The organism is Anabaena sp. CCY 9910 (assembly GCF_963920875.1).
Classification (GTDB): Bacteria; Cyanobacteriota; Cyanobacteriia; order Cyanobacteriales; family Nostocaceae; genus Trichormus; species Trichormus variabilis.
In genome coordinates this window covers 1-18,526 of the sequence record NZ_CAWUDJ010000075.1, presented here as the reverse complement: position 1 = coordinate 18,526, position 18,526 = coordinate 1, and the positions used below count along the sequence as shown (strand labels likewise).

Here is an 18,526-nt window from a genome sequence, read left to right as displayed (position 1 = left end):
AAGAATAATTTGAGTTAGAAATTATCTAGCTTCACTACATATTTACCACTACCGTAAAATATTCATACTGGTAAGATGGTGCCTAATCTTATCTAACTCATAACGACTTAATGCCGTTTCTGATGTCCATTGCTCATAAGTTTTGTAAAACCATCCTTCTGGGTCATCAGTTCTCGAATCCCAATACATAGCTTGGCTTAAGAAAAGCCCAGCACAAGCACTACCGGCTATTGTGGCATAGACACGATGAAACGCTATTGGACTAGCAAGTATATTCGCATACTTACTTTTGTTTCTATTTTTAGGTTGTTTTGTATTATTCACGAAAGTCATTGTTGATTTTCTCCTCTGGTTAAACCGTAAATGAAGCAGTTGATCCTATCTTGCAAAGCATTACAAAACCACATCGAATCTAATAGATGTTCATGCTCATTTAAAATAGGGCAAATATTAAAACTCTTATGTATCCAAGACTCAATTAAATGAACTACCAAGAAATCAATAATGCAAACAAGTTCTTCTAAGCATTGAGATATGGCTAATGTGCGCTTTACAATATGGTAAACCTCAGAAAAAGAATCTAAATAGCAGAATGGTTTCACTTGGTAAAAACTATCGATAATCAACTCAGTAATATGCTGAGAAATCAGTTGAATATCTTTTCTTCCATACCAACAAAATCTATCATAAGCATCAATTGTATTGGTAAAATCTGGATGATCTATAAACTCAAACCATTCACCAAAAACTCTGTTTTTATGAAATTCCTCATGTAAAGACTGTTCAAAATCGATTGCATCCGGTGTCCAGACACACTCTTTAATTACTAAAGGGTAAGGAGATTGCCCTTGAAGTTGGGACAATCGTACACTTGGATTAATTGATCTACCAATTTTATATCGTGGGGTTCCTTCTGCATGAACTAAATATACCCATCCATTATTTTTTTTGTAGCGTTCGTAAATTTCTTCCCTTAATCTCATCCTTTACTTCCTTTCTAGTGGTAAGGTTTTTCGGCAATTAACTCAATTTCAAACGCAAGTAATTTCAAATTGATTGATGTACTTCATCAGAGTTTAAAAGGTGATTCTCTTGTGACACTGTGGCCCGTTTGACTAGCTCAGAGAAACCAAGACTTTCATGTTCGCGTTCTAAAATCTGTCTAATTAATGTGCTGACAGGGATCTTCTTCCATGCAGCGACTAGGCGATATTCTTCATAAGCTTTTTCTGATAAAGTAATCGAAAGCATATATCGTTCTGTCATGTGGCGCTCCGAAATCTGCGATAAATGTGAGGACTAGATAGTTGCTTGATAGTACAAATGTACTATAATTATACGGGCATAGTTCTAGAAAGTTCAAGGCAATTGCAATGCAAATGTATAGTTTTTTCTGATGGCAAGTATGCAATCGCCTTCAATCTCTTAATTGTTAGTGTCCTTAGTGCTGTACTCATAGCCAACAAGGGAATATTCGCCGCCGTGTTCGTCTTTTGCGTTGACCGCAGTGTTCGCGCAGCGTCTCCGTTAAGAGAAGTGATCGCTTTACGGCGTAGGCTATCTGTTGGTGAGTTTGGGAAAGAACCACGAAAACAGGCTTCACCAATAGATTTATAGGAGGGGAAGGCATTATTATCACAACCAGCGCGACGGCACAGATGGCAGTAAACACGATATGCTTCCATAGTTAAGGGCAAATCATCGAGTTTACTGTCCATGTAAATGTGGCGTTTTCTGCGGTTATCACTCAAGATATCGTTAGTCATAAGTCCTCTGTTTGATTTGTGAAAAGCAACTATTTTGGATGAATTATTTTGTTAGATAACAGTAAGTTCTGACTTTTGAATATGGCTAATAAAACACCCCAAACTCAATACGATTCGCCTTGGAAACAGATGTTGCAACTGTATTTTCAGGACTTCATGCTGTTTTTCTTTCCGCAAGCTCATGCTCAAATTGATTGGACTCGTGGTTTTGAGTTTCTCGATCAGGAGTTGCAGCAGGTAGTCCGCGATGCCGAATTAGGAAAACGACTGATTGACAAATTGGTGAAAATATATCGCCTTGGCGGTGAAGAATCTTGGTTATTGATTCATGCTTTTATTGATTGGATGTTGACGTTACCATTGAATTTAGAACTAGAGTTTAAAAGAGAAGTCGAACAATTGGAGGCACAACAGCGTATGCAGTATGTTACTAGTTTTGAGAGAATTGCGCGAATGGAAGAATTGGTAGAAGCAATAAAATTAGGCTTAGAACTGAAGTTTGGCCCTGAAGCATTAAACCTAATGCCGGAAATTTCATCATTGGAAGACCTTGAACTATTAAGGGCCGTGAGAAATGGTATAAAAACAGCGACTTCAATTGATGAATTGCGTCAAATCTACCAGTCATATTCAACCGATACTCCGCCAGAAAATTAGCATTGTTTTGATATTTAGTTTTCAAGGTTCAGTAGACTTTGAGTGCCGAAATTAACGTTATGCACTCAAAGAATTATGCTTAAGAATTATGCTTATCAGTTCTGGCAATTGGCTGATCAAACATATCCGCTTCACCTCCCCAACAGTCCCAGCCTATAAGAGAAGTAGAACAATTGGAGGCACAACAGCGTATGCAGTACGTTACTAGTTTTGAGAGAATTGCGCGAATAGAAGAATTGTTAAAAGGCATAGCTTTGGGGTTGAAACTAAAATTTGGAACACCTGGGCAAAACTTATTACCTGAAATTGAGCAAATTGAAGATTTCAGATTGCTCCAATCAATCTTGTCAGCAATAGAAACAGCAAATACTGTTGATGAATTGCGTTCTATTTATCAGACAGCAGATGATACTCCGCCAGAAAATTAGCATTGTTTGATATTCAGTTTTCAAGGTTCAGCAAACTTTGAGTGCCGAAATTAGCGTTAATTAAGCACTCAACGAAGTATCGTTATCAATTCCTGCACCAAGCTCAAGCTGATCAAACATATCCGCCTGATCTCCCCAACAGTCCCAGCAGTCCCTAGACTCTCGTGCGAACATCTCTAGCTTGGTCATCCCTGGACAGAGTTTCTCTACGAGTTCAAAAAATTCTGGGGGTTTACGTGAATGCTCTCGTCGGGGTGCATGAAGGATAGTGGATTGATTAGTAAGCGATCGCCCTGCAAAAGCTTTGACATTCCCACGCACAGCCAAAGCACAATGTTCGGTGCAGTTCCGCAGCCAGTGGCCAGTCCCAATATGTGGGGTTCCCAGCTTCGTAATCTTTTGCCAAGTGAGAATAGTCTTGAGGTCGAATCCCCACACCTGCAAGCATTGAGCCGCTTCGATCATGTGGTTGTTCGTAAACCACAGCCAAAGGATACAACCTGTTGAGTCGCATAATTCGGGAATGGGCAGCGCCAGAATTTCCTCAGTTCGCATTGGCTTATATGGAATGCGATTGCGGTGGGTCTTATCGTTAGTGCGGAGTCTGTAGAACCAAGGCGGATCTATGACGATGCACTGATACTGTCCTTGTAAAGTTGTTAGTCTCATGCTGCCTCCTCGGATGGTCTAACAATTTGGGCGCTTATATATTTGGTGACTTAAATGAACCTCTGTACGAGTTAAATTGAGATGAGGATCAGTTACTAAAGTCAAGCCGAAGAGTCCATAGTTGTAAAAATAGTATTCAAGCCCTTCCCGAAAAGATTGTCCTTGCTGCCAAGCGATAATTTCTTCATCCTCATCTAAATCAGCCAGGGCAAACTCGACTTCCTCAATTGCAGTAATCGCCATTTGTACACAGGCTTTTACTTGCGGGTGAGTGGCATTCTGCATTCTATATTCCTCCCGAACCACATAACCTTGAATGCGGTAGAATGCTTTGGCTAATTTCTCGATGAGTGTGTCTTTTTGTAAGAGTCCGAGTTGCTTGTTGTTATTCATTGCTGAAACTTTCTCCAAGTTGATTGTTAACTAATGACTGTTAAATATTGGTTGTTAGTGGTGGGACTGATAACTGTGGACTATGGACTGATGACTGTTGACTAATGACTGATGACTGTTGACTGTTAGCTGGTGACTATCGCGTCAAGCTTCCACAGTTGAAGAGTATAACTAGGTAGTATGTGTATCTTCTTTAGATATCCCTTCCCAAAAATGTTCAATAAAATAGTAAGCTTGCTCCAAAACTTGAGGCAGCAAAAATAGGTGAACTTCCCACACGGCTATGACACCGCCAGCGAAACATTCTGCAAGTTCAATGCGAATTAACTCTGGTAAGTCACTTTCCAAGAATTTCAAAGAATAATCTTCATTCTCTGGTAGATGAACAAAAAAGTATTCATCATACATTGCAAAAGCTTCTAGCCCGTATTTTTCTGCCACCGTTTTTCTTAGACTATTCATAATCGTGACTCACCCAGAAATGACTTGTACTATTTGGGGCAACCAGCGCAGTTGGAAGACTGTCTGATTACATCCCTTCGCCAAAGCAGGAACCATTCGCCCCCAACGCTTACCTTCATCAGTAGGTCGATAGGGAATCTTGCGGTCATCGGTTCTGTACTGCAATCCAGAGTTTAGCAACCAATTATTGACGGCTCTGGCTGACATCCCAACTACTTCACCAATTTGCGTTGGGTTGAGATATGCGTCTTCGGCTGGGTTGGTTTGTGCGATCGCCGTCTTGAGTTCATCCGCAGCAGGCTTGAGTGCGGGGTTGACAGCAGTGGCAGCATTAACGGCTAACTGGGCGGTGAGGGATTTGTCTAATCCGGCAAACTCACCAAGCAGCATGGCTAACTGTGCAGCTTCGTGGGATGGAGCAATGACTTTGGGTGGTTCTGGCTGTGGAACCGGGGTATTTGTCCAGCCTTTGATATTTTGCATCCAGGCGCGGATACCAATTCTATTGAATGCTTTACATACCAATCGGGCTTGTGGTTTACAATATCTTCCAGCGTCAAATGCGTAATACTCCAAGACAGAAGCGACTGCCATATCTGGAACTCCCTGGTCACTCCAAGATGCCAGTGCCGCAGGGGTAAAGCCTTGTTGTATAAGGCTTTGAGCTAATATAGAGGGTTCTAGTGCCGCACTTAAAAACGCACGACGCAACGAAGAATCTTGCACATCTGCTAACCTTGCAGTTGCTCTAATGCTGGCTATACCATGACCATTGGAGTCGATTTGAATTTCTTGTTGAATCTGTTCGATAACTTGAGCGATTTCAATTTGTGACATGATAGTTGCTCCAAGTTGAAAAATACTTACAGATGAACTCGGACTAAATCTTTTTCACTAAGCAATGGGAAACGAATAGGTGAACCCAGTGCAGGGGATAAAGCAGGGGAAACCATTTCGATAACGTAAAACCAACTGTTATCCACCAAGACAACACCCAACACCAAACGCTGTTTTGTGGTGTGGCTGCTGAAGCGAAGTAATACGCGATCGCCTACAGCAAACTCTGGTTTCTCCAAGCTGAGGGACTGTATCTTTCCTGTACCAAGAATCTGATATTTGGTCATCTGGACAATAGAAGCTTGGCTCAACACCGAGTAAATCCACTGGTCATCCTGCCACACAACCCCGCAGCAGTAACCAAACGTTCCAGTAGCTTTGATATAAACTCGTTCCGACAAATCAACCTGAATCGGAGGCATTTGCTTACCCCAAGGCGGTGATAAATACCAACATCTTTCTAAAGCAGAGATTACACAGGACATAACTTTCACCCAACCAAGTATTTGACTGCTAATTGATCTAACGAAGTAATGAGGTTTCTGATTCTGCGCGGAGGGTTGTTGAGGAATCGCTTCAAATCCTGACTTTTAACCTGATAATGATGGCTACTACGTTTAGTACCTTTAAGCCAACCGCGCTTAACCCATCCTGCGACTGTACTAGAATCCACTTGCAGAACTTTAGCAATCTGATTGCAAGAGTAGTTATCTAATGTGGGACGGACGGAATAACCTAGCGAGTAGAGCTTCTTCCGTATACCCTCCAGGCTGCGATGATAGCGGTGTCTAATGAGCCTTTGCGCTATCTGTTGGGCTGTGTGGGATTCAGCCATTTCTTCCAGAATCTCTACTTCTTGGGAAGTCCATTTGTAACTCATATTTCACCTCCAGTTGTTATTAGGAAACTACTTCTAAGTTTGTCGCTTGTACCTGTTGCATCCATGACTTAATTGCAGTTAACTCATCACCACCATTAGCAACTACATCAACTATCTGCTGCTGATACGAATTTTCAACATGAGTGGGATTATCAAACTTGTCATTAGCCCAGGCTAAACACATGGTTTTTACCAGAGAATCAATTTTGCTGATAGGTAATTGACTGGGGCTACTAACTTCTTGAAACTGCAAATATTCTTTGACCAAATCTAGGGGATAATTCAACAAAGTACGAATATATTTCACGCGCAAATCTTGGGGATGTGCTACAGATTTGGGTTGTGTTTGTTGTTCTGACATTAGTGGAGCAGATGAAAATGAACCACCCAAACGAGATTGAAGTTCAGTAATGATTGAGAACCAATCAGCGTTCGGGTTCCATTCGCTGCGGACTCTAACTTTACTTGTCGCATCATAAAGCCGACAAAAGACTGTGTTCTCATCACCGCTTGTAGCCGCAATAACTAGAGGCTTGGAAAAGTCGTAAACTTGTGAAGCCGCTAGTAAAAACGTCTTCGCAAAATTGGTTTCTATACCAGTTCTGATGATATACACTTCATCAGCAGCAATAACAATATCTAACTTGGTCGTGTCTTTAGTTTTGTATTCTTTAGCAGTCACGCGCAGTTCTGATAAGTAACCAGTTAAACCCCGTTGTTGGACGGGGATGGTTTTATCTTGGTCAATGTTGTAGTGATACCACAAGTAAGATTCCCCGCTAATTTCCCCATTTTTAACGTATAGATAAATAGGTTCGGGAGGATTACAAAGACCTAGTTTTACTTCGTTGGACATATTTTACCTCTACTGTGCAACAATAGGTTTCCTGTAGTAAGATGCAGTATTCACAAATACTAGCGATCGCCCGAATTAATCACAGGCAATTCGGGCGAGTTTCTTCTAATCGGAAGTCTTGGCTGTATTAGCAGACTGTTGATTAGTTTCTAGCTCATCCTTGAGATAAGACAGTGCAGTTTGAGCATCACCAATTTTTAAATCAGGGTGATAGTGAAGCGCTAAAAAGTCCGGGTGTTTAGCAATTTTAGATAACAGGTATTGACTAGCTTTAACTAATTCAATAAGGCTGATATTAGACATCAGTTAATCCTCCCAACTGCTCTTGGAGTTCTGTTATCTGCTGTTGATGCTCTTCAAGTTCCGCCTGCAACTGTGCCTGAAGTTCTGCAACAGAAAGCGTTTGAAGTTGGTCGTCAAAGTAAGATCGGACTTCTTCTGAGTTTTTGTTAGACATCACCGTATAACGCCAGCCTGTACCGTACTCATAAGCCAAAAGAGTATCAGTAGCGTAGTATTGGATACCGATGATTAGCCCTTGCTTGGTGCGCTGTCCTAACGTGAATCTGGGGTATTCCCAGCCCTTGGGTATGCTGATGGTGGGTTGCATGATTTTAAGATGGAACTAATTGATGCTTTCTGTGGAAACGAGCAGGTAAGTGTTTATATTGGGAGCAACTAAACAGTCAAATTGAGTGGGCTTCGTCGCCCACTTTTCCTTTACACAGCTACTAATTCTCGGTTCTCTGACGCTGGTTCATACTCCCGCAGTTGTTCCCACTGTTCAGATGTCAGCAAGTGAAAGGGTTTGTCTAGCAGTTCCTCACCAGAACAATCCTTAGACAGCAATTGACATGAAAATATTTGCTGAGGTTCTAAAGAAGCTCGTATATAGCAGCAAACGCCGTTCTTGTAGACAAATTCCACTAGTCTTTTGTCGTTGTGGTAAATCCCATCGTCCAGCAATTCCAAACCTAACTGTTCGCAACCAGTCGCAATCTGAGCCATGATTTCGTTACCCGTGGTGCAGGGTTCTTCAAACGGTTTCTGTACTGGCAATAACCTCGCTTGATACTGCTGCTTGACGTAGCTGTGACATCTGGCAGATGTGGTGTCGCGGAAAATCTCTTGTCCGTTAATAATGACTCGCCAGTATAAATCTTCGTGATTATCCGCGTCAAAGCTGATACTGGCGACTAATTCCCCTTCAACCAAGGCTTCTTGTTCATAGAAACAGATTTCAGCAATGGTAGGGACTTCTGGGATTTCACCTGGGATTGGTGGGTTGAGTGTTCCATCTTTATGATGCCAATCAATGAAGCGGTCGCATTGAGAAATAGCAAAGTGACGAAACTTTTCTTCACCGTTCACCATGACTACCCAAGGCTGCGTCACAAATTCGCTGTTGTCGTAGCTGACGTAGGCTATGAGTCTTTTAGCTGCATACACCTCGAAGTGGTGAGGGTTGATTTCTACTGTGGTTAGGTCTTCGGGGGCTACAGCTTCGGCTTGGTCGGCGATGAAATTCTCTAGTTCGGCTTGGGCGATCGCTTGTTGGTCAACTTTCTGAACTTGGCTGGACTGGTAGTCAGCGATCGCACTAATCCAAGAATCTTTGCAACGTCTGTCGCTTACCTCAAGGGTGCAGCCGATTTCGCTGTAGATTTGCTTGAGCCGAGCTATGGATTTCAGTTGTAGGGATTGATAGTTATAAGTTGGATATGCCATGATTGGTAAGCCTTTAAATTTAGGGCAAAAGAAGCGCTTCAGATTCGCAGTCAGGGGCGCTTCTCTCATGTTTCTATTATCCGCTAGTTAACTGCGCTTGTCAACTACGTTAACTAGCTGATATTCTATAGGTAGTGTTATTTCGTTATGGATATGAAGGAGTTAAGAGAGAGAGCAGGGTTAAGAACGGTAGATGTGGCATCTAGGTTAGGAATTGCCGAGTCAACTGTTCGCAACTGGGATATTGGGCGACACACGCCTCGGTTGCCAATTGAAGACATTCCCAAATTTTTAGAAGTTTACCAATGCACTCTTGAGGAAGTTGTTGAGGCAGCAAAGGAAAGCAAGAAAAAATTTGATGCTTCCTAAGACTGAATAAACTATCAGCATTTGACATAACTCAATAATTAGTTATGGGTGGCTATACATAGCAAAAGTATTGGTTTGGAATTGTCGATAACAATATCTCAAACCTTGAAAACGCTTTTTAAATTGAATTGATGTTAGGGATTGAACTTCATGTAAATCTGAAATTAATTATCAGTTAGCCGCGCAAAGTGTTTTAATAGTGGTGATATCTAATATCTAAATTCATATTCTAAAAAAACTGAGATATTACCATCATATTTGTCTATAATTTCTTTGGCTGCTTCCTTTAAAGCTGATAAATTACCATTAAAACAATCTATAAAAATTTTCCAATCTTCATTATGCAGATAGTATAATTCTCCCATTTCTGGTAGTATATGCTTTATTTGTTCATAAGTTAAAATTTCCTGTTGAAGCTGGTCTGTGCCACGAATCAAAACATCCATCTTTTTTGCATAAATGATTAATGGTTCAAATCCTGCCTCTACCAAAGGTTTTGTTAAAGTATCTACCAACTCAGCAAGCCGTAATACCTCCCCCATATCCTTCTGCTTGAACCTCTCACTCAACCTCTGCGCTAACTCCCGCGCTGCTTCATCCGGCTTAGTATACGCCAACGCCGTCCACTGCTGAGCTTGTGCTAAATCCTGTGTATCTGGATCATCATCAGTTAATCGCTGCGCTACATAATCTAATAAAAATTCCCCCAGTTCATCAAATCTTTTCTGCCCAGATTCCTCCTTCAATTCCCGTAACAATAAATTCCGGTCAGCAATATCCATCTCATACATCTCATAACCCACCTGACGACACAACCGCGACAGCAACACATGAGAAACTGCTACCCAAGGGGCTTGAGGAACAAAGTTTGCCCAAATTTGGTAAAGTAAATCGGGTGTCAGTACTAAAGGAAACGCCGCATGACGAGCTAAGTTGCGGTGTGCTGCCCCAAACTGCTGGACAAACCCTTCTACCCGTCTTTGGGCAATTCTCATCACACGGCTTTGGTTAATATCTGCCGTCACATCAGCCATGAGTACATTACCTCCCCAGCGATATATCGACCCCGCAATACACTAATTGCTGCATTCATCCCCTGCGGACTCATCTCAAACATCGGCACAAAACGGGCAATTTCCTCAGCCGTAGTTTGTCGCCAGCATTCACTAGGAATGGGATTCAACCAAGCAAAATAACGTACCGACTGCTGTAACTGCTCAATCCATACCTTAGTATTATTAACCCGTTCTGCGTCAAAATTCCCCCGTGCTGCTCCGGCATCACTAATAATTAATACAGCCGCTCGTTCGCCTATTTCCGCCAATACTTCAGAAATAGCCTTAGCTTCAAGCATCGCTGGATGCCGATACAAGTATTCATCTGGGTAATCGTGAAAATAAAATACATTGGTTGTTCTCAACCGTCCTCCCCGTTGTGCCGTTTCCACCAACTGCCGCGATAAATCGTGAAATGGAACCATTGAGCCTTCCTGGTCAATTAGTAGCACCAAATCCGTGCGATTTTTACGCGGTGGCATCATCACAGGTTGCAGTAAAATACCCTCATGCCCAATTTTCGCTACCGTCGCTTCCACATCTAATTCTGTAGGTAATCCTTGGCGCACCGGACGACGCAAATAACGCCAGCATTGCTTCATTTGTCGCTTAGTCACAGGGAAATATTCTGTCAACAGCAGATAACGAGGGCGTTTACGTTCCCTATCCCTGCGAATACTCCGCACCGCTTGGACAGCTTGCACTGGTTCCGGTGTAATAGTGGGAGTTGCTTCTAAATTAGAGATTACCTCGTCATCAAGTGGAAATTCTTTAGATGTAGCTGTTTCAATTGAGTTGGATTCATCATTTTCTGGTGTAAATGATTCTGAAATTAAAATTGAAGTGTCCTTACTGGATGTAGGTTCATTCAAAGATTCTGGAGAATTTACAGGGTGTAATTCGATTTGTTTCCACATCTCCCCAAATAAACGTTGAATCAGGCGATTTTCTTCTTCAGATTTTGCCCACAACATACAGCAAAGCTGCTCTAATTCCTGGCGACTATTAACACCAACCCCGGCTCTGAAACTATGCACAACCACTAAATATTCTTCAACCCCCAACGGCAAACCATGCCTCTGTCGCAGGCTGTTAAAAATATCTAGTAGTGGTAGTTCTTCAAGTTTCATATTTTTTTAAATACCGCAGATGGTCTTCCCATTTCTTCAACAGAACTTCTGGAAAAGGTATTTCTCCCTTTAACTGCTTTAACACCTCATCTTCAGGAAATTGCCGCAACACGGCAAACCAATCTAGCAACTCACTAGTGCTAACTTTTTTACCTGCTTTCCCCTTCTCCATTTCTTGACGCAATTCAATAAAACGATTCACCGCAGCTTCCACTAAATCCGGTGAAGACTCCGAAAAATGTGACTTGACAATATTAGCTAATTGTGGATATGGAAACTGAATATAATAAAACAGACAACGCCGCAGGAAAGCATCTGGTAAATCCTTTTCATCGTTGCTAGTAACAATAATAATTGGAGGATAATTTGCTTTGATTTCTTCTCCCTTTTCTTCAATTGTAAATTTCTGTTCATCTAACTCTCGTAACAAATCATTGGGGAAGTCAATATCAGCTTTATCAATTTCATCAATTAAAACTACAGTACGTTGTTTATTTTTAAACGCACGTCCTAAAGGCCCCAATTTAATATAATTATCTAAATCTTTGACTTGAGAATTGCTTGCTTCCCCTATGCGAGAAAGTTGAGCATCATGCAAGCGTCCAACCGCATCATAGGTGTAAAGTCCATCTCTCGCCCTGGTTGTAGATTTAATAAACCAAGCTTCATAAGGTAAGCCCAATTCATAAGCTACCGCTTGTGCTAAAGTCGTTTTACCGCATCCTGGTTCACCTTTGAGTAATAAGGGGCGTTTTTCTAAGAAAATTGCCAGATTAACAGCTTGAATAAGTTCTGGTGATGGTAAGTGAGGAGAGATCCCAAATTTTTGGTACTCTTGGGGTAAAATTGGCTTGCCCTCATAAGGTTTTTTGCCCTTGGCGGTGAGTACACTTGCTAAATCAACCATTTCGCCAAGCCTCCTTCCCAACTCAAATCAAAGTGCGTGCAAATTTCTTCATAGACAAATTGAGGAATGCCGTTATCGGACTTTTCCCATAATCGCTGATAAGTTAAATCAGCCGGGATTTGCAAATCACGAAAGACTTTCATATCCCTTAGCCAATCTCTTAAGATATCGGGTGGAAACGGACTGAGGGGTGGCAAGTACAGGGGAATCCGGGGATACTCCGGTTCATCAAATTGCTTTGCAAGCATGACTTGTGATTTACAAACACTGCCACAATTATCAACTAGGAACATCAACAAATGCGTATCCTTCAGTGGTGGATTGAGCTTTCCCCTATCTACTAGGGGTTCCCAAAACTCCTGAAGCCACCCTACAAGAACTTTTGGCGGCATACAGTCAACTTTTTCAAAAATAAGAATGACATCTTGAGTCTGCCAGCGATCGCAAATTTTATCGATAATGTGTTCTGGTTTAGTATCTAGGGGTAGTACAAAGGAACGAGCTAGTTGTTTCCACAAGCGTTCAGTACTACGGTAAGCCGCATTATTGGTAACATCGTTTTTAATTGGAGAGTTATTCTTCCATGCTGATTTGATCCGGAATAAACGAGTAACCAGTAATTCTTGTCCGCAGTCAGGTTCTCCATGAACCAGGAATGCAGCTGTTCGATGTTGTTCTAGTACATCTTCCACTAACCGCACCTGCTGCTTAAAGTCCATTTGCAGCAGTAAATCAAATAGTAAATGCGGTGGTGTAGAAATAGTTTGGATTTTTGCTGGTGGTAAAAATTCTACAAGTATTGCATCGATAGTGGCTTGGACATCAACGCCCACAGTCTCACGAATTACCTCTAACAAAGCGCAAATTGCTGGTTTTCCAGAAGGAATTTTACCATGAGCAACTAATTCATTTACTAAATCAGGGATAAAATCATCTGTAGGTGTATTCAAAGATAGTCGATACTGAACAGGCGTATTAGTCCCCAATGCCCTGATTAAATACCCCCGACGCTGGCTTTCAGTCTCCATCAGGGGTCTAAGCAGGTACAATATTTTTTGCATTAATTCGCTGTTTACAGACATCGATTAAATCTATGTACTAAACCTTAATTATTATGTTAGTAATGCTCAAATTTCTTCCTACTCTGTCTCATCTGTAATACCTTCAAGGAAACCAATGATTGCTTTACCCCAAGGTGTTTCCTCCACAAAATGCTCACCTGCTTTGAGAGAACCTTTCTTGACACCATTCCATAAGCGTTTGAGACTCCATATCTTCTGCCATCTTTGGGGTTGAGTATGCTGGATTTCTTTAAACTCAGCATCAATGATAGCGGCTGCTTGCTCCTCGCTGGCGTGAGGATACTGCTGCTGCAATTTTTCGCTCAATAATCTCAAATCTTCCAATGATTGCTTGATCTCTTGCTCATTAGTATTGTTATTCTCAATGTAAGTATCAACTTGCTCAAAAATTTGCACTCTTTTGGCGTTGGGAAAGTTATATTTAGACTGTTGCTCTGGCATAGTTTTAATAATTTTATATATTTCTTCTAATCTTGACTCTAATCTCCCAAAATTTTGAATACTTACTTTTGTATCGTTATCTATATGAATAAATAAAAAACGATATGTATATATAAAAGATTTTAAATATTCTAATCCGGGAAATACTGAATCTTCCATAATCACTACAGGAGGAAGTATTGAAACTGGATTGTTATGGGTATATATTTGCTTATATTTAACATCAATTACCCAAGAAACAAGGACAGCACTTCTTTGCCAGTGGGAGATTTTTGTCTGTTTTTTAATAAACTCTATTAAAGAACGAGGACATTCATCTTCAAATACCAAACCTAAAAGGCCATTTGGCATTCTTGGGCCAGGTTTTAAACCAAAATCATAAGATACTATTTGCGTAATGTTAAAAAACTTATCACGTAGATCCACAATCTGCTTTTCGGTCAATCCATCAGCTTTGGTAAAAGCAACCAAATCTACTGATAAGGGAGTTTCCTTCAAGCCTATAAAGTTAAACTCTGCAAACTCTTCGTTTCGTGATAAGTCATAAACTTGTTTGTCACTAATCAGACGGGTTCGCAGTTCAGTAATGAAGCTCATTTGCTTGGATCTGCTATGTTTGTCAGTTTCAACTGAACTTGGCTTTTCTTTGTTTGTCAGTTCTTCTATAATCCTCTGCTGCAAATTATCAATTTCTAGTTGTTTGTCTACACCTACATTTTCACGAATAACTTCTAATAAGGCGCAAATTGTAGGCTTTCCAGGAGCAATTTCTCCACATAGTATCAGTTCGTTTATCATCTGGGGAATGAATACATCTACAGGTGTATCCCATACCAGCCTGTTTAAAACGCTTGCATTAGTCCCTAAAGCAATGAAAAGATAAGATCGGCGTTGTTGTTTATCCCACATAAATGGTCTGAGGACAAGCAATAATTTTTGAATGGTTTCACCACTGATTTCTGCCATTTACATTACCTGTGCAACCGTGTGTAAATTTCTGGTGCGTTAGCCTGTAGATCCTTTAAAACAGCGATCGCACTTGTTCCGGCATTACGTAAATATCTGCGTTGAGTATTTGATTCTAAAAGCATCCCTCCGCTATGGTGAATCCCAACTACTTGAAAATCATCATCAAACACAGGTGAGCCAGATGATCCTGGTGCTGTACTGGTAGTGTATTGTAATACGCTATTATCGGCGTAAGCAACAAAATTATTCTGGATCGAAATTTTCTTTAAATGACCACCAGGATGTTGAATGATTGCCACACGGTCATCTCGCCGCATCGACTTACTTTTGAAGATTAAAGGTTTGCCGAAGTCTGGTACGTCTTTTAGGGTTACTACTGTATAGTCCAGTTCTTCATTAGTGTAAAAACAACCTCCAGCTAAAGCTCCAATAGTCTGGCTAGGACATTGCTTACCATTAACATCCAGTTGATAGTTAAAGCTATAGTCACTTTTCTCGGCTACTTCTTGACTATCAATAACGTGATTATTCGTCATTAATAGATCAGGTGCAATCATAAAGCCTGTGCCTAAACTGTCTGAAGTGGCAATACGGACTACTGCTTTTGATGCTTCCAGAGCCAAGTTTAAGATGTAGATATCTCGTAATGTGTTTTCCCCAATAATTTTTTCCTTGATATCAGCCGTACTATCCATTCCCTTCCAATGGTCAATTCCACGGTTAGGACTGGCTGGAATATCAAGCGGGTATTTTTGAAACAGTTCTACAATAAAGTCTGTATCTTCATCCCCAGTGAAAGGTTGAATGTAGTTGAGGAATACAGCCAAGGCTTCTTTATCGTAAGCAACTCGTCCAAATTGGGCTAAAAACCGCACAACCTCTACAGCCACACCCATCGGTGCGCCATCCAAATCTAACCTTCCTAGTATTACATCTGCTTGGGCTACACCCTGTAATGCGCCTGCAACTAAACGACGGCGATCGCGCACATTGGCAAAGTCTGGTAAGTTTTGGACGATGCGGGTAAGGTGTTGGAAGTCAGGTGTGGATAGCTGTATCGTCATATTTGTGTTTCCATAGCCAGTATCAACATTGATTTGTTACTCCTAAAATTGAATTTTTATTTTGCATTGATTGCTGTCAGTTATGCTCTGGTTATTAGAGAGTTATGCAGAAATGTTGAATGTCGATACAAAACTTTACATTTTTAGTTAGACTAACTCTAAAAGTCCTAAAACAGTCAACATAACATCATCTCCTCAAACCAATGAACATCACTGATTTTCTGACACATACAAGATTGTAAATAGCGGAATTGATCTAATAATGTATGTCCCCATTGCGTGGGAACAGATACTATCTGTAAAATCAGATAGGCTATCAAGCTAACATAAATCTGTATAGTAATGCCATTGACATTTTTGGTAATTAATTTGTCAAGTTTTAAGTGCATCTTTAAAAACTTCCACAAGAGTTCAACTCCCCAAAGCAATCGATAAATGTCCCTAAGTTCATCGTCACTAACAGCAGCATCTCCGGACGCGGGTAAATTAGTTACCAAGCGAAACTCGGTTTTCGTTTCTAAATCACAAAAATTAATCACCCTATAAGCTTGAGCATCATCAGATGCACCAACTTTGACCAACCCAGTTGAGTCTTCAAATTCTAGTTTCCAATTGTTTTTTATACGCAAGACAAAATATTTGTTTTCTTGGACTAACTCCTGAATAAATTGCAATCCTGCAAATCCCCTATCCATCACCCCAATAGCATTTATTGGGAGATTAGACATCATTTTTGAGCCAAATTTATAATCATGGTCATGTCCAAAGTTTATGAAGTTATCTGATGGAATTCCCGTAGCTAGATTTAGAGAACTAAAAAGTTTTACTTGATGGTGTCCCAGTACCCATAACAATTTACTTGTGAGAGTAATAATTGTTGAATCTATGGGAAAAATTGCATATTTGTCGTGTAACTTTTTTTGAACTTTCCTTTGTACTAATTCATTTAATTTTTGGTAAATTTCTTGAAAAGGTTTTTGGCTTCGATGTAAGTTTGCTTTAGAGAAAGTAGAAATATCTACCTCAAATCCTGTGTTGTTTAATCTGTTAAACAAATCTCGCATACTTGTTAAGCTGTTATCCAGAGTATAAGATAGCCAGCACTCAAAGAACAGATGACTGTTCAATACTGGATAATCATTTTTTGGCAGTCCTCTCAAGATATCTTTGGCAATCTTGGGAAATGAATTTATAATCACTATCAAATAGATATACTTTAATCTTCCGCCCAAAATTTAACATATTTTGGGCTGTTTTTATCAGATTTTTCTTAACATTAAACACTTTTGAGAGTTATGGTATGGGTAAACTACTGACTAAACTTTTTTACTTTCAGTCTTTCTGTCGGTAATTTCAGAAGCCGGTAACAGTAATGTATCTATAATCTCTTCCCTAACTTTATAAGTTACTTTACTACTGTTTAAACATCTTATTAGTAGATTATTCGCTTTATAATATTCATCTAACGATTGCCAGTCATCCTCTGAGAAAAAATGTAAATCATGCCTAATATTGCGATACTTCACTATTGACGCTCTCAACTTATTAGCCCAATTATGTCCTTCTTGGACTGCCCAATTAATAAATATTTGGCTATTTTCAAATGTAAATTTAGGTAACAAATTTTTAATATACTCTAATTCTAAGTTGAATTTTTGATCTAATGAGTATCTAGCTAGTTTTTCATATATATTAATAAAATCTTGTGTACTACGATAATAATTGTAAGTATTGATATATGGTGGATTAGTAACTATAAAATAGGCATTATATAAAAGTAAAGCAAGTTCATAATCAAGCATACAATCAGAAATATATTCAGGATTAATTAAATAATTGATATTTAGATCAAAATTTTGATTTAATGAAATAGCTTCATTTGCATAAATTTCATGTAGATTATTACGATTTAATTCAAAATAAAAAGCTCTAAGCTTTGTATGGTGATATGGTATAGTAATAGACTTAGCTTTTTGATAAACTCTTCTAAGAAAGGTTTGGATATATTCGTTTTTACAAAACCCATAATCAATTTCTTTCTTGATTACACTTAAGAATTTATCGTGATGAGAAGATATCTCAATTGCAAGAAGGAAAACTTCGTTATAACGTGATTCAAAAATATTTTTAGCTAGAGCTTGCCAATTAGAGTGTTCACAGAACCATTGTGCTACAAAATACTCTTGAAAAGTTAAGTGTGAAAAAGACCAAACTTTATGCGCTCTTGGAATTAATAACCCATGCTGTTTCTCTATCGCTTGTAACACTACTCGGCTATCCGACTGTGAAATGTTTAAAAAATCTGCAATGTATCTCTCTATTTCTTCCTGCTGAAATAGTACATACTGCGGTTGCTCAAACTTTTTTACTGCGAGATAACTTAAAAGTTTTAACTTACGAGCTACGGATAAATTGTGGTAAATTTCATCTTGCTTTATTTCCCGCAATTTATACCCTTTGGCTAGTAGTAATTCTAATCCTTCTTTATATAGTTTTGAGCGTTGTGAATAAAACTTGTTTGTTTTATGGAACACTTCACAAGTTAAATTCAGTAAAATCGGTGTAATCGCTAGATCCCGAATATTCTTATTTTCTTCTAAATAGAGCTTATCTAAAAATTCTCTTACTTTTGTCTGTTTTGTATTTACATCAGGACAAACTGTTCGGAAGTAATATTGACTAAAGGTGTTTACTTGATTTTCATTAAACTCTGCAATTTCTACGTAATCAAAATGCTCAAAGCGTGATTTTTGATTTTGTGTTCGACAAGTAATTATTGGTAGTGGTAAATATGTAGTGAAGCTAGATAATTTCTAACTCAAATTATTCTTTT

The 18,526-nt window shown here is 39.6% G+C and carries 25 protein-coding genes; 3 read left to right on the top strand and 22 right to left on the bottom strand.

The genetic code is table 11. From position 1 onward, the window contains the following. Positions 1 to 48: 48 nt before the first annotated feature. The 4 genes from ACM5QX_RS28500 to ACM5QX_RS28485 all read right to left on the bottom strand — a co-directional run bounded on the left by ACM5QX_RS28500 (position 49) and on the right by ACM5QX_RS28485 (position 1,766). A complete protein-coding gene (locus ACM5QX_RS28500; RefSeq protein WP_414756585.1) occupies positions 49 to 333 on the bottom strand; it encodes a hypothetical protein in 285 nt (94 codons plus the stop codon). After that, positions 330 to 983: a GIY-YIG nuclease family protein gene (locus ACM5QX_RS28495; RefSeq protein WP_414756584.1), complete on the bottom strand. Its 654-nt coding sequence runs from the start codon at positions 981 to 983 to the stop codon at positions 330 to 332. Before ACM5QX_RS28495 ends, ACM5QX_RS28500 begins: the two co-directional genes overlap by 4 nt. 64 nt (positions 984 to 1,047) lie before the next feature. Next, on the bottom strand, positions 1,048 to 1,266 hold the full coding sequence (locus tag ACM5QX_RS28490) for a hypothetical protein (RefSeq protein ID WP_414756583.1): 219 nt from the start codon (positions 1,264 to 1,266) through the stop codon (positions 1,048 to 1,050). A 68-nt stretch (positions 1,267 to 1,334) separates the two neighbouring features. After that, positions 1,335 to 1,766 carry a hypothetical protein gene (locus ACM5QX_RS28485; protein WP_414756582.1) on the bottom strand — a complete coding sequence of 144 codons (432 nt, stop codon included), beginning with the start codon at positions 1,764 to 1,766 and terminating at the stop codon, positions 1,335 to 1,337. A gap of 81 nt (positions 1,767 to 1,847) precedes the next feature. Between ACM5QX_RS28485 and ACM5QX_RS28480 the strand changes: the two genes are divergently transcribed. Next, positions 1,848 to 2,423 (top strand): hypothetical protein, encoded by a 576-nt coding sequence (locus tag ACM5QX_RS28480; RefSeq protein WP_414756581.1) that lies wholly within the window; start codon positions 1,848 to 1,850, stop codon positions 2,421 to 2,423. Between the two features lie 191 nt (positions 2,424 to 2,614). After that, positions 2,615 to 2,851, top strand: a complete 237-nt coding sequence (locus ACM5QX_RS28475) for a hypothetical protein (protein ID WP_414756580.1) — start codon at positions 2,615 to 2,617, stop codon at positions 2,849 to 2,851. Between the two features lie 60 nt (positions 2,852 to 2,911). Here the strand turns inward: ACM5QX_RS28475 and ACM5QX_RS28470 are convergent, their stop codons facing one another. From ACM5QX_RS28470 to ACM5QX_RS28425, 10 genes are all read right to left on the bottom strand, one after another. After that, complete coding sequence (locus tag ACM5QX_RS28470; RefSeq protein WP_414756579.1) at positions 2,912 to 3,520, bottom strand: MT-A70 family methyltransferase; 609 nt, start codon at positions 3,518 to 3,520, stop codon at positions 2,912 to 2,914. 18 nt (positions 3,521 to 3,538) lie between these two features. Next, positions 3,539 to 3,913: a hypothetical protein gene (locus ACM5QX_RS28465; protein WP_414756578.1), complete on the bottom strand. Its 375-nt coding sequence runs from the start codon at positions 3,911 to 3,913 to the stop codon at positions 3,539 to 3,541. A 171-nt stretch (positions 3,914 to 4,084) separates the two neighbouring features. Further along, positions 4,085 to 4,375, bottom strand: a complete 291-nt coding sequence (locus tag ACM5QX_RS28460; RefSeq protein ID WP_414756577.1) for a hypothetical protein — start codon at positions 4,373 to 4,375, stop codon at positions 4,085 to 4,087. 9 nt (positions 4,376 to 4,384) lie between these two features. Then, the gene (locus ACM5QX_RS28455) at positions 4,385 to 5,212 is read right to left on the bottom strand and encodes a KilA-N domain-containing protein (RefSeq protein ID WP_414756576.1); all 828 of its coding nucleotides are present in this window, start codon (positions 5,210 to 5,212) and stop codon (positions 4,385 to 4,387) included. 26 nt (positions 5,213 to 5,238) lie between these two features. Next, positions 5,239 to 5,697, bottom strand: a complete 459-nt coding sequence (locus ACM5QX_RS28450; RefSeq protein ID WP_414756575.1) for a DUF1392 family protein — start codon at positions 5,695 to 5,697, stop codon at positions 5,239 to 5,241. A 5-nt stretch (positions 5,698 to 5,702) separates the two neighbouring features. After that, positions 5,703 to 6,092, bottom strand: coding sequence for a hypothetical protein (locus ACM5QX_RS28445; protein WP_414756574.1), 390 nt, complete (start codon positions 6,090 to 6,092; stop codon positions 5,703 to 5,705). Positions 6,093 to 6,111: 19 nt separating this feature from the next. Further along, positions 6,112 to 6,948: a hypothetical protein gene (locus tag ACM5QX_RS28440; RefSeq protein ID WP_414756573.1), complete on the bottom strand. Its 837-nt coding sequence runs from the start codon at positions 6,946 to 6,948 to the stop codon at positions 6,112 to 6,114. A 105-nt stretch (positions 6,949 to 7,053) separates the two neighbouring features. Beyond that, positions 7,054 to 7,251, bottom strand: a complete 198-nt coding sequence (locus ACM5QX_RS28435; RefSeq protein WP_414756572.1) for a hypothetical protein — start codon at positions 7,249 to 7,251, stop codon at positions 7,054 to 7,056. After that, on the bottom strand, positions 7,244 to 7,558 hold the full coding sequence (locus ACM5QX_RS28430) for a hypothetical protein (RefSeq protein WP_414756571.1): 315 nt from the start codon (positions 7,556 to 7,558) through the stop codon (positions 7,244 to 7,246). The genes ACM5QX_RS28435 and ACM5QX_RS28430 overlap by 8 nt, the downstream gene beginning before the upstream one ends. 110 nt (positions 7,559 to 7,668) lie before the next feature. Further along, entirely contained in the window at positions 7,669 to 8,745 is a 1,077-nt protein-coding gene (locus ACM5QX_RS28425; RefSeq protein ID WP_414756570.1) for a hypothetical protein, read from the bottom strand. Between the two features lie 78 nt (positions 8,746 to 8,823). Between ACM5QX_RS28425 and ACM5QX_RS28420 the strand changes: the two genes are divergently transcribed. Beyond that, the gene (locus ACM5QX_RS28420; protein WP_414756569.1) at positions 8,824 to 9,045 is read left to right on the top strand and encodes a helix-turn-helix domain-containing protein; all 222 of its coding nucleotides are present in this window, start codon (positions 8,824 to 8,826) and stop codon (positions 9,043 to 9,045) included. A gap of 209 nt (positions 9,046 to 9,254) precedes the next feature. Here the strand turns inward: ACM5QX_RS28420 and ACM5QX_RS28415 are convergent, their stop codons facing one another. The 8 genes from ACM5QX_RS28415 to ACM5QX_RS28380 form a co-directional block, all read right to left on the bottom strand. After that, positions 9,255 to 10,079, bottom strand: coding sequence for a hypothetical protein (locus tag ACM5QX_RS28415; RefSeq protein WP_414756568.1), 825 nt, complete (start codon positions 10,077 to 10,079; stop codon positions 9,255 to 9,257). Next, positions 10,067 to 11,230 (bottom strand): VWA domain-containing protein, encoded by a 1,164-nt coding sequence (locus tag ACM5QX_RS28410; protein WP_414756567.1) that lies wholly within the window; start codon positions 11,228 to 11,230, stop codon positions 10,067 to 10,069. Before ACM5QX_RS28410 ends, ACM5QX_RS28415 begins: the two co-directional genes overlap by 13 nt. Then, entirely contained in the window at positions 11,220 to 12,137 is a 918-nt protein-coding gene (locus ACM5QX_RS28405; RefSeq protein WP_414756566.1) for an AAA family ATPase, read from the bottom strand. Before ACM5QX_RS28405 ends, ACM5QX_RS28410 begins: the two co-directional genes overlap by 11 nt. Continuing rightward, complete coding sequence (locus ACM5QX_RS28400) at positions 12,125 to 13,219, bottom strand: XRE family transcriptional regulator (RefSeq protein WP_414756565.1); 1,095 nt, start codon at positions 13,217 to 13,219, stop codon at positions 12,125 to 12,127. Before ACM5QX_RS28400 ends, ACM5QX_RS28405 begins: the two co-directional genes overlap by 13 nt. A 57-nt stretch (positions 13,220 to 13,276) precedes the next feature. Further along, the gene (locus ACM5QX_RS28395; RefSeq protein ID WP_414756564.1) at positions 13,277 to 14,626 is read right to left on the bottom strand and encodes a hypothetical protein; all 1,350 of its coding nucleotides are present in this window, start codon (positions 14,624 to 14,626) and stop codon (positions 13,277 to 13,279) included. Between the two features lie 5 nt (positions 14,627 to 14,631). After that, complete coding sequence (locus ACM5QX_RS28390; RefSeq protein WP_414756563.1) at positions 14,632 to 15,693, bottom strand: trypsin-like peptidase domain-containing protein; 1,062 nt, start codon at positions 15,691 to 15,693, stop codon at positions 14,632 to 14,634. 176 nt (positions 15,694 to 15,869) lie between these two features. Continuing rightward, entirely contained in the window at positions 15,870 to 16,892 is a 1,023-nt protein-coding gene (locus ACM5QX_RS28385; protein ID WP_414756562.1) for an IS4 family transposase, read from the bottom strand. A 117-nt stretch (positions 16,893 to 17,009) separates the two neighbouring features. Then, positions 17,010 to 18,227 carry an NACHT domain-containing protein gene (locus ACM5QX_RS28380; RefSeq protein ID WP_414756561.1) on the bottom strand — a complete coding sequence of 406 codons (1,218 nt, stop codon included), beginning with the start codon at positions 18,225 to 18,227 and terminating at the stop codon, positions 17,010 to 17,012. Between the last annotated feature and the right edge of the window lie 299 nt (positions 18,228 to 18,526).

Excerpts from the sequence above, each read along its gene's own strand:
- ACM5QX_RS28435 (WP_414756572.1), bottom strand. The coding sequence starts at position 7,251 with ATGTCTAATATCAGCCTTATTGAATTAGTTAAAGCTAGTCAATACCTG.
- ACM5QX_RS28500 (WP_414756585.1), bottom strand. The coding sequence starts at position 333 with ATGACTTTCGTGAATAATACAAAACAACCTAAAAATAGAAACAAAAGT.
- ACM5QX_RS28410 (WP_414756567.1), bottom strand. The coding sequence starts at position 11,230 with ATGAAACTTGAAGAACTACCACTACTAGATATTTTTAACAGCCTGCGA.
- ACM5QX_RS28475 (WP_414756580.1), top strand. The coding sequence starts at position 2,615 with ATGCAGTACGTTACTAGTTTTGAGAGAATTGCGCGAATAGAAGAATTG.
- ACM5QX_RS28455 (WP_414756576.1), bottom strand. The coding sequence starts at position 5,212 with ATGTCACAAATTGAAATCGCTCAAGTTATCGAACAGATTCAACAAGAA.
- ACM5QX_RS28465 (WP_414756578.1), bottom strand. The coding sequence starts at position 3,913 with ATGAATAACAACAAGCAACTCGGACTCTTACAAAAAGACACACTCATC.
- ACM5QX_RS28400 (WP_414756565.1), bottom strand. The coding sequence starts at position 13,219 with ATGTCTGTAAACAGCGAATTAATGCAAAAAATATTGTACCTGCTTAGA.
- ACM5QX_RS28440 (WP_414756573.1), bottom strand. The coding sequence starts at position 6,948 with ATGTCCAACGAAGTAAAACTAGGTCTTTGTAATCCTCCCGAACCTATT.
- ACM5QX_RS28490 (WP_414756583.1), bottom strand. The coding sequence starts at position 1,266 with ATGACAGAACGATATATGCTTTCGATTACTTTATCAGAAAAAGCTTAT.
- ACM5QX_RS28450 (WP_414756575.1), bottom strand. The coding sequence starts at position 5,697 with ATGTCCTGTGTAATCTCTGCTTTAGAAAGATGTTGGTATTTATCACCG.
- ACM5QX_RS28485 (WP_414756582.1), bottom strand. The coding sequence starts at position 1,766 with ATGACTAACGATATCTTGAGTGATAACCGCAGAAAACGCCACATTTAC.
- ACM5QX_RS28425 (WP_414756570.1), bottom strand. The coding sequence starts at position 8,745 with ATGAGAGAAGCGCCCCTGACTGCGAATCTGAAGCGCTTCTTTTGCCCT.
- ACM5QX_RS28480 (WP_414756581.1), top strand. The coding sequence starts at position 1,848 with ATGGCTAATAAAACACCCCAAACTCAATACGATTCGCCTTGGAAACAG.
- ACM5QX_RS28395 (WP_414756564.1), bottom strand. The coding sequence starts at position 14,626 with ATGGCAGAAATCAGTGGTGAAACCATTCAAAAATTATTGCTTGTCCTC.
- ACM5QX_RS28405 (WP_414756566.1), bottom strand. The coding sequence starts at position 12,137 with ATGGTTGATTTAGCAAGTGTACTCACCGCCAAGGGCAAAAAACCTTAT.
- ACM5QX_RS28445 (WP_414756574.1), bottom strand. The coding sequence starts at position 6,092 with ATGAGTTACAAATGGACTTCCCAAGAAGTAGAGATTCTGGAAGAAATG.
- ACM5QX_RS28470 (WP_414756579.1), bottom strand. The coding sequence starts at position 3,520 with ATGAGACTAACAACTTTACAAGGACAGTATCAGTGCATCGTCATAGAT.
- ACM5QX_RS28415 (WP_414756568.1), bottom strand. The coding sequence starts at position 10,079 with ATGGCTGATGTGACGGCAGATATTAACCAAAGCCGTGTGATGAGAATT.
- ACM5QX_RS28430 (WP_414756571.1), bottom strand. The coding sequence starts at position 7,558 with ATGCAACCCACCATCAGCATACCCAAGGGCTGGGAATACCCCAGATTC.
- ACM5QX_RS28390 (WP_414756563.1), bottom strand. The coding sequence starts at position 15,693 with ATGACGATACAGCTATCCACACCTGACTTCCAACACCTTACCCGCATC.
- ACM5QX_RS28460 (WP_414756577.1), bottom strand. The coding sequence starts at position 4,375 with ATGAATAGTCTAAGAAAAACGGTGGCAGAAAAATACGGGCTAGAAGCT.
- ACM5QX_RS28495 (WP_414756584.1), bottom strand. The coding sequence starts at position 983 with ATGAGATTAAGGGAAGAAATTTACGAACGCTACAAAAAAAATAATGGA.
- ACM5QX_RS28420 (WP_414756569.1), top strand. The coding sequence starts at position 8,824 with ATGGATATGAAGGAGTTAAGAGAGAGAGCAGGGTTAAGAACGGTAGAT.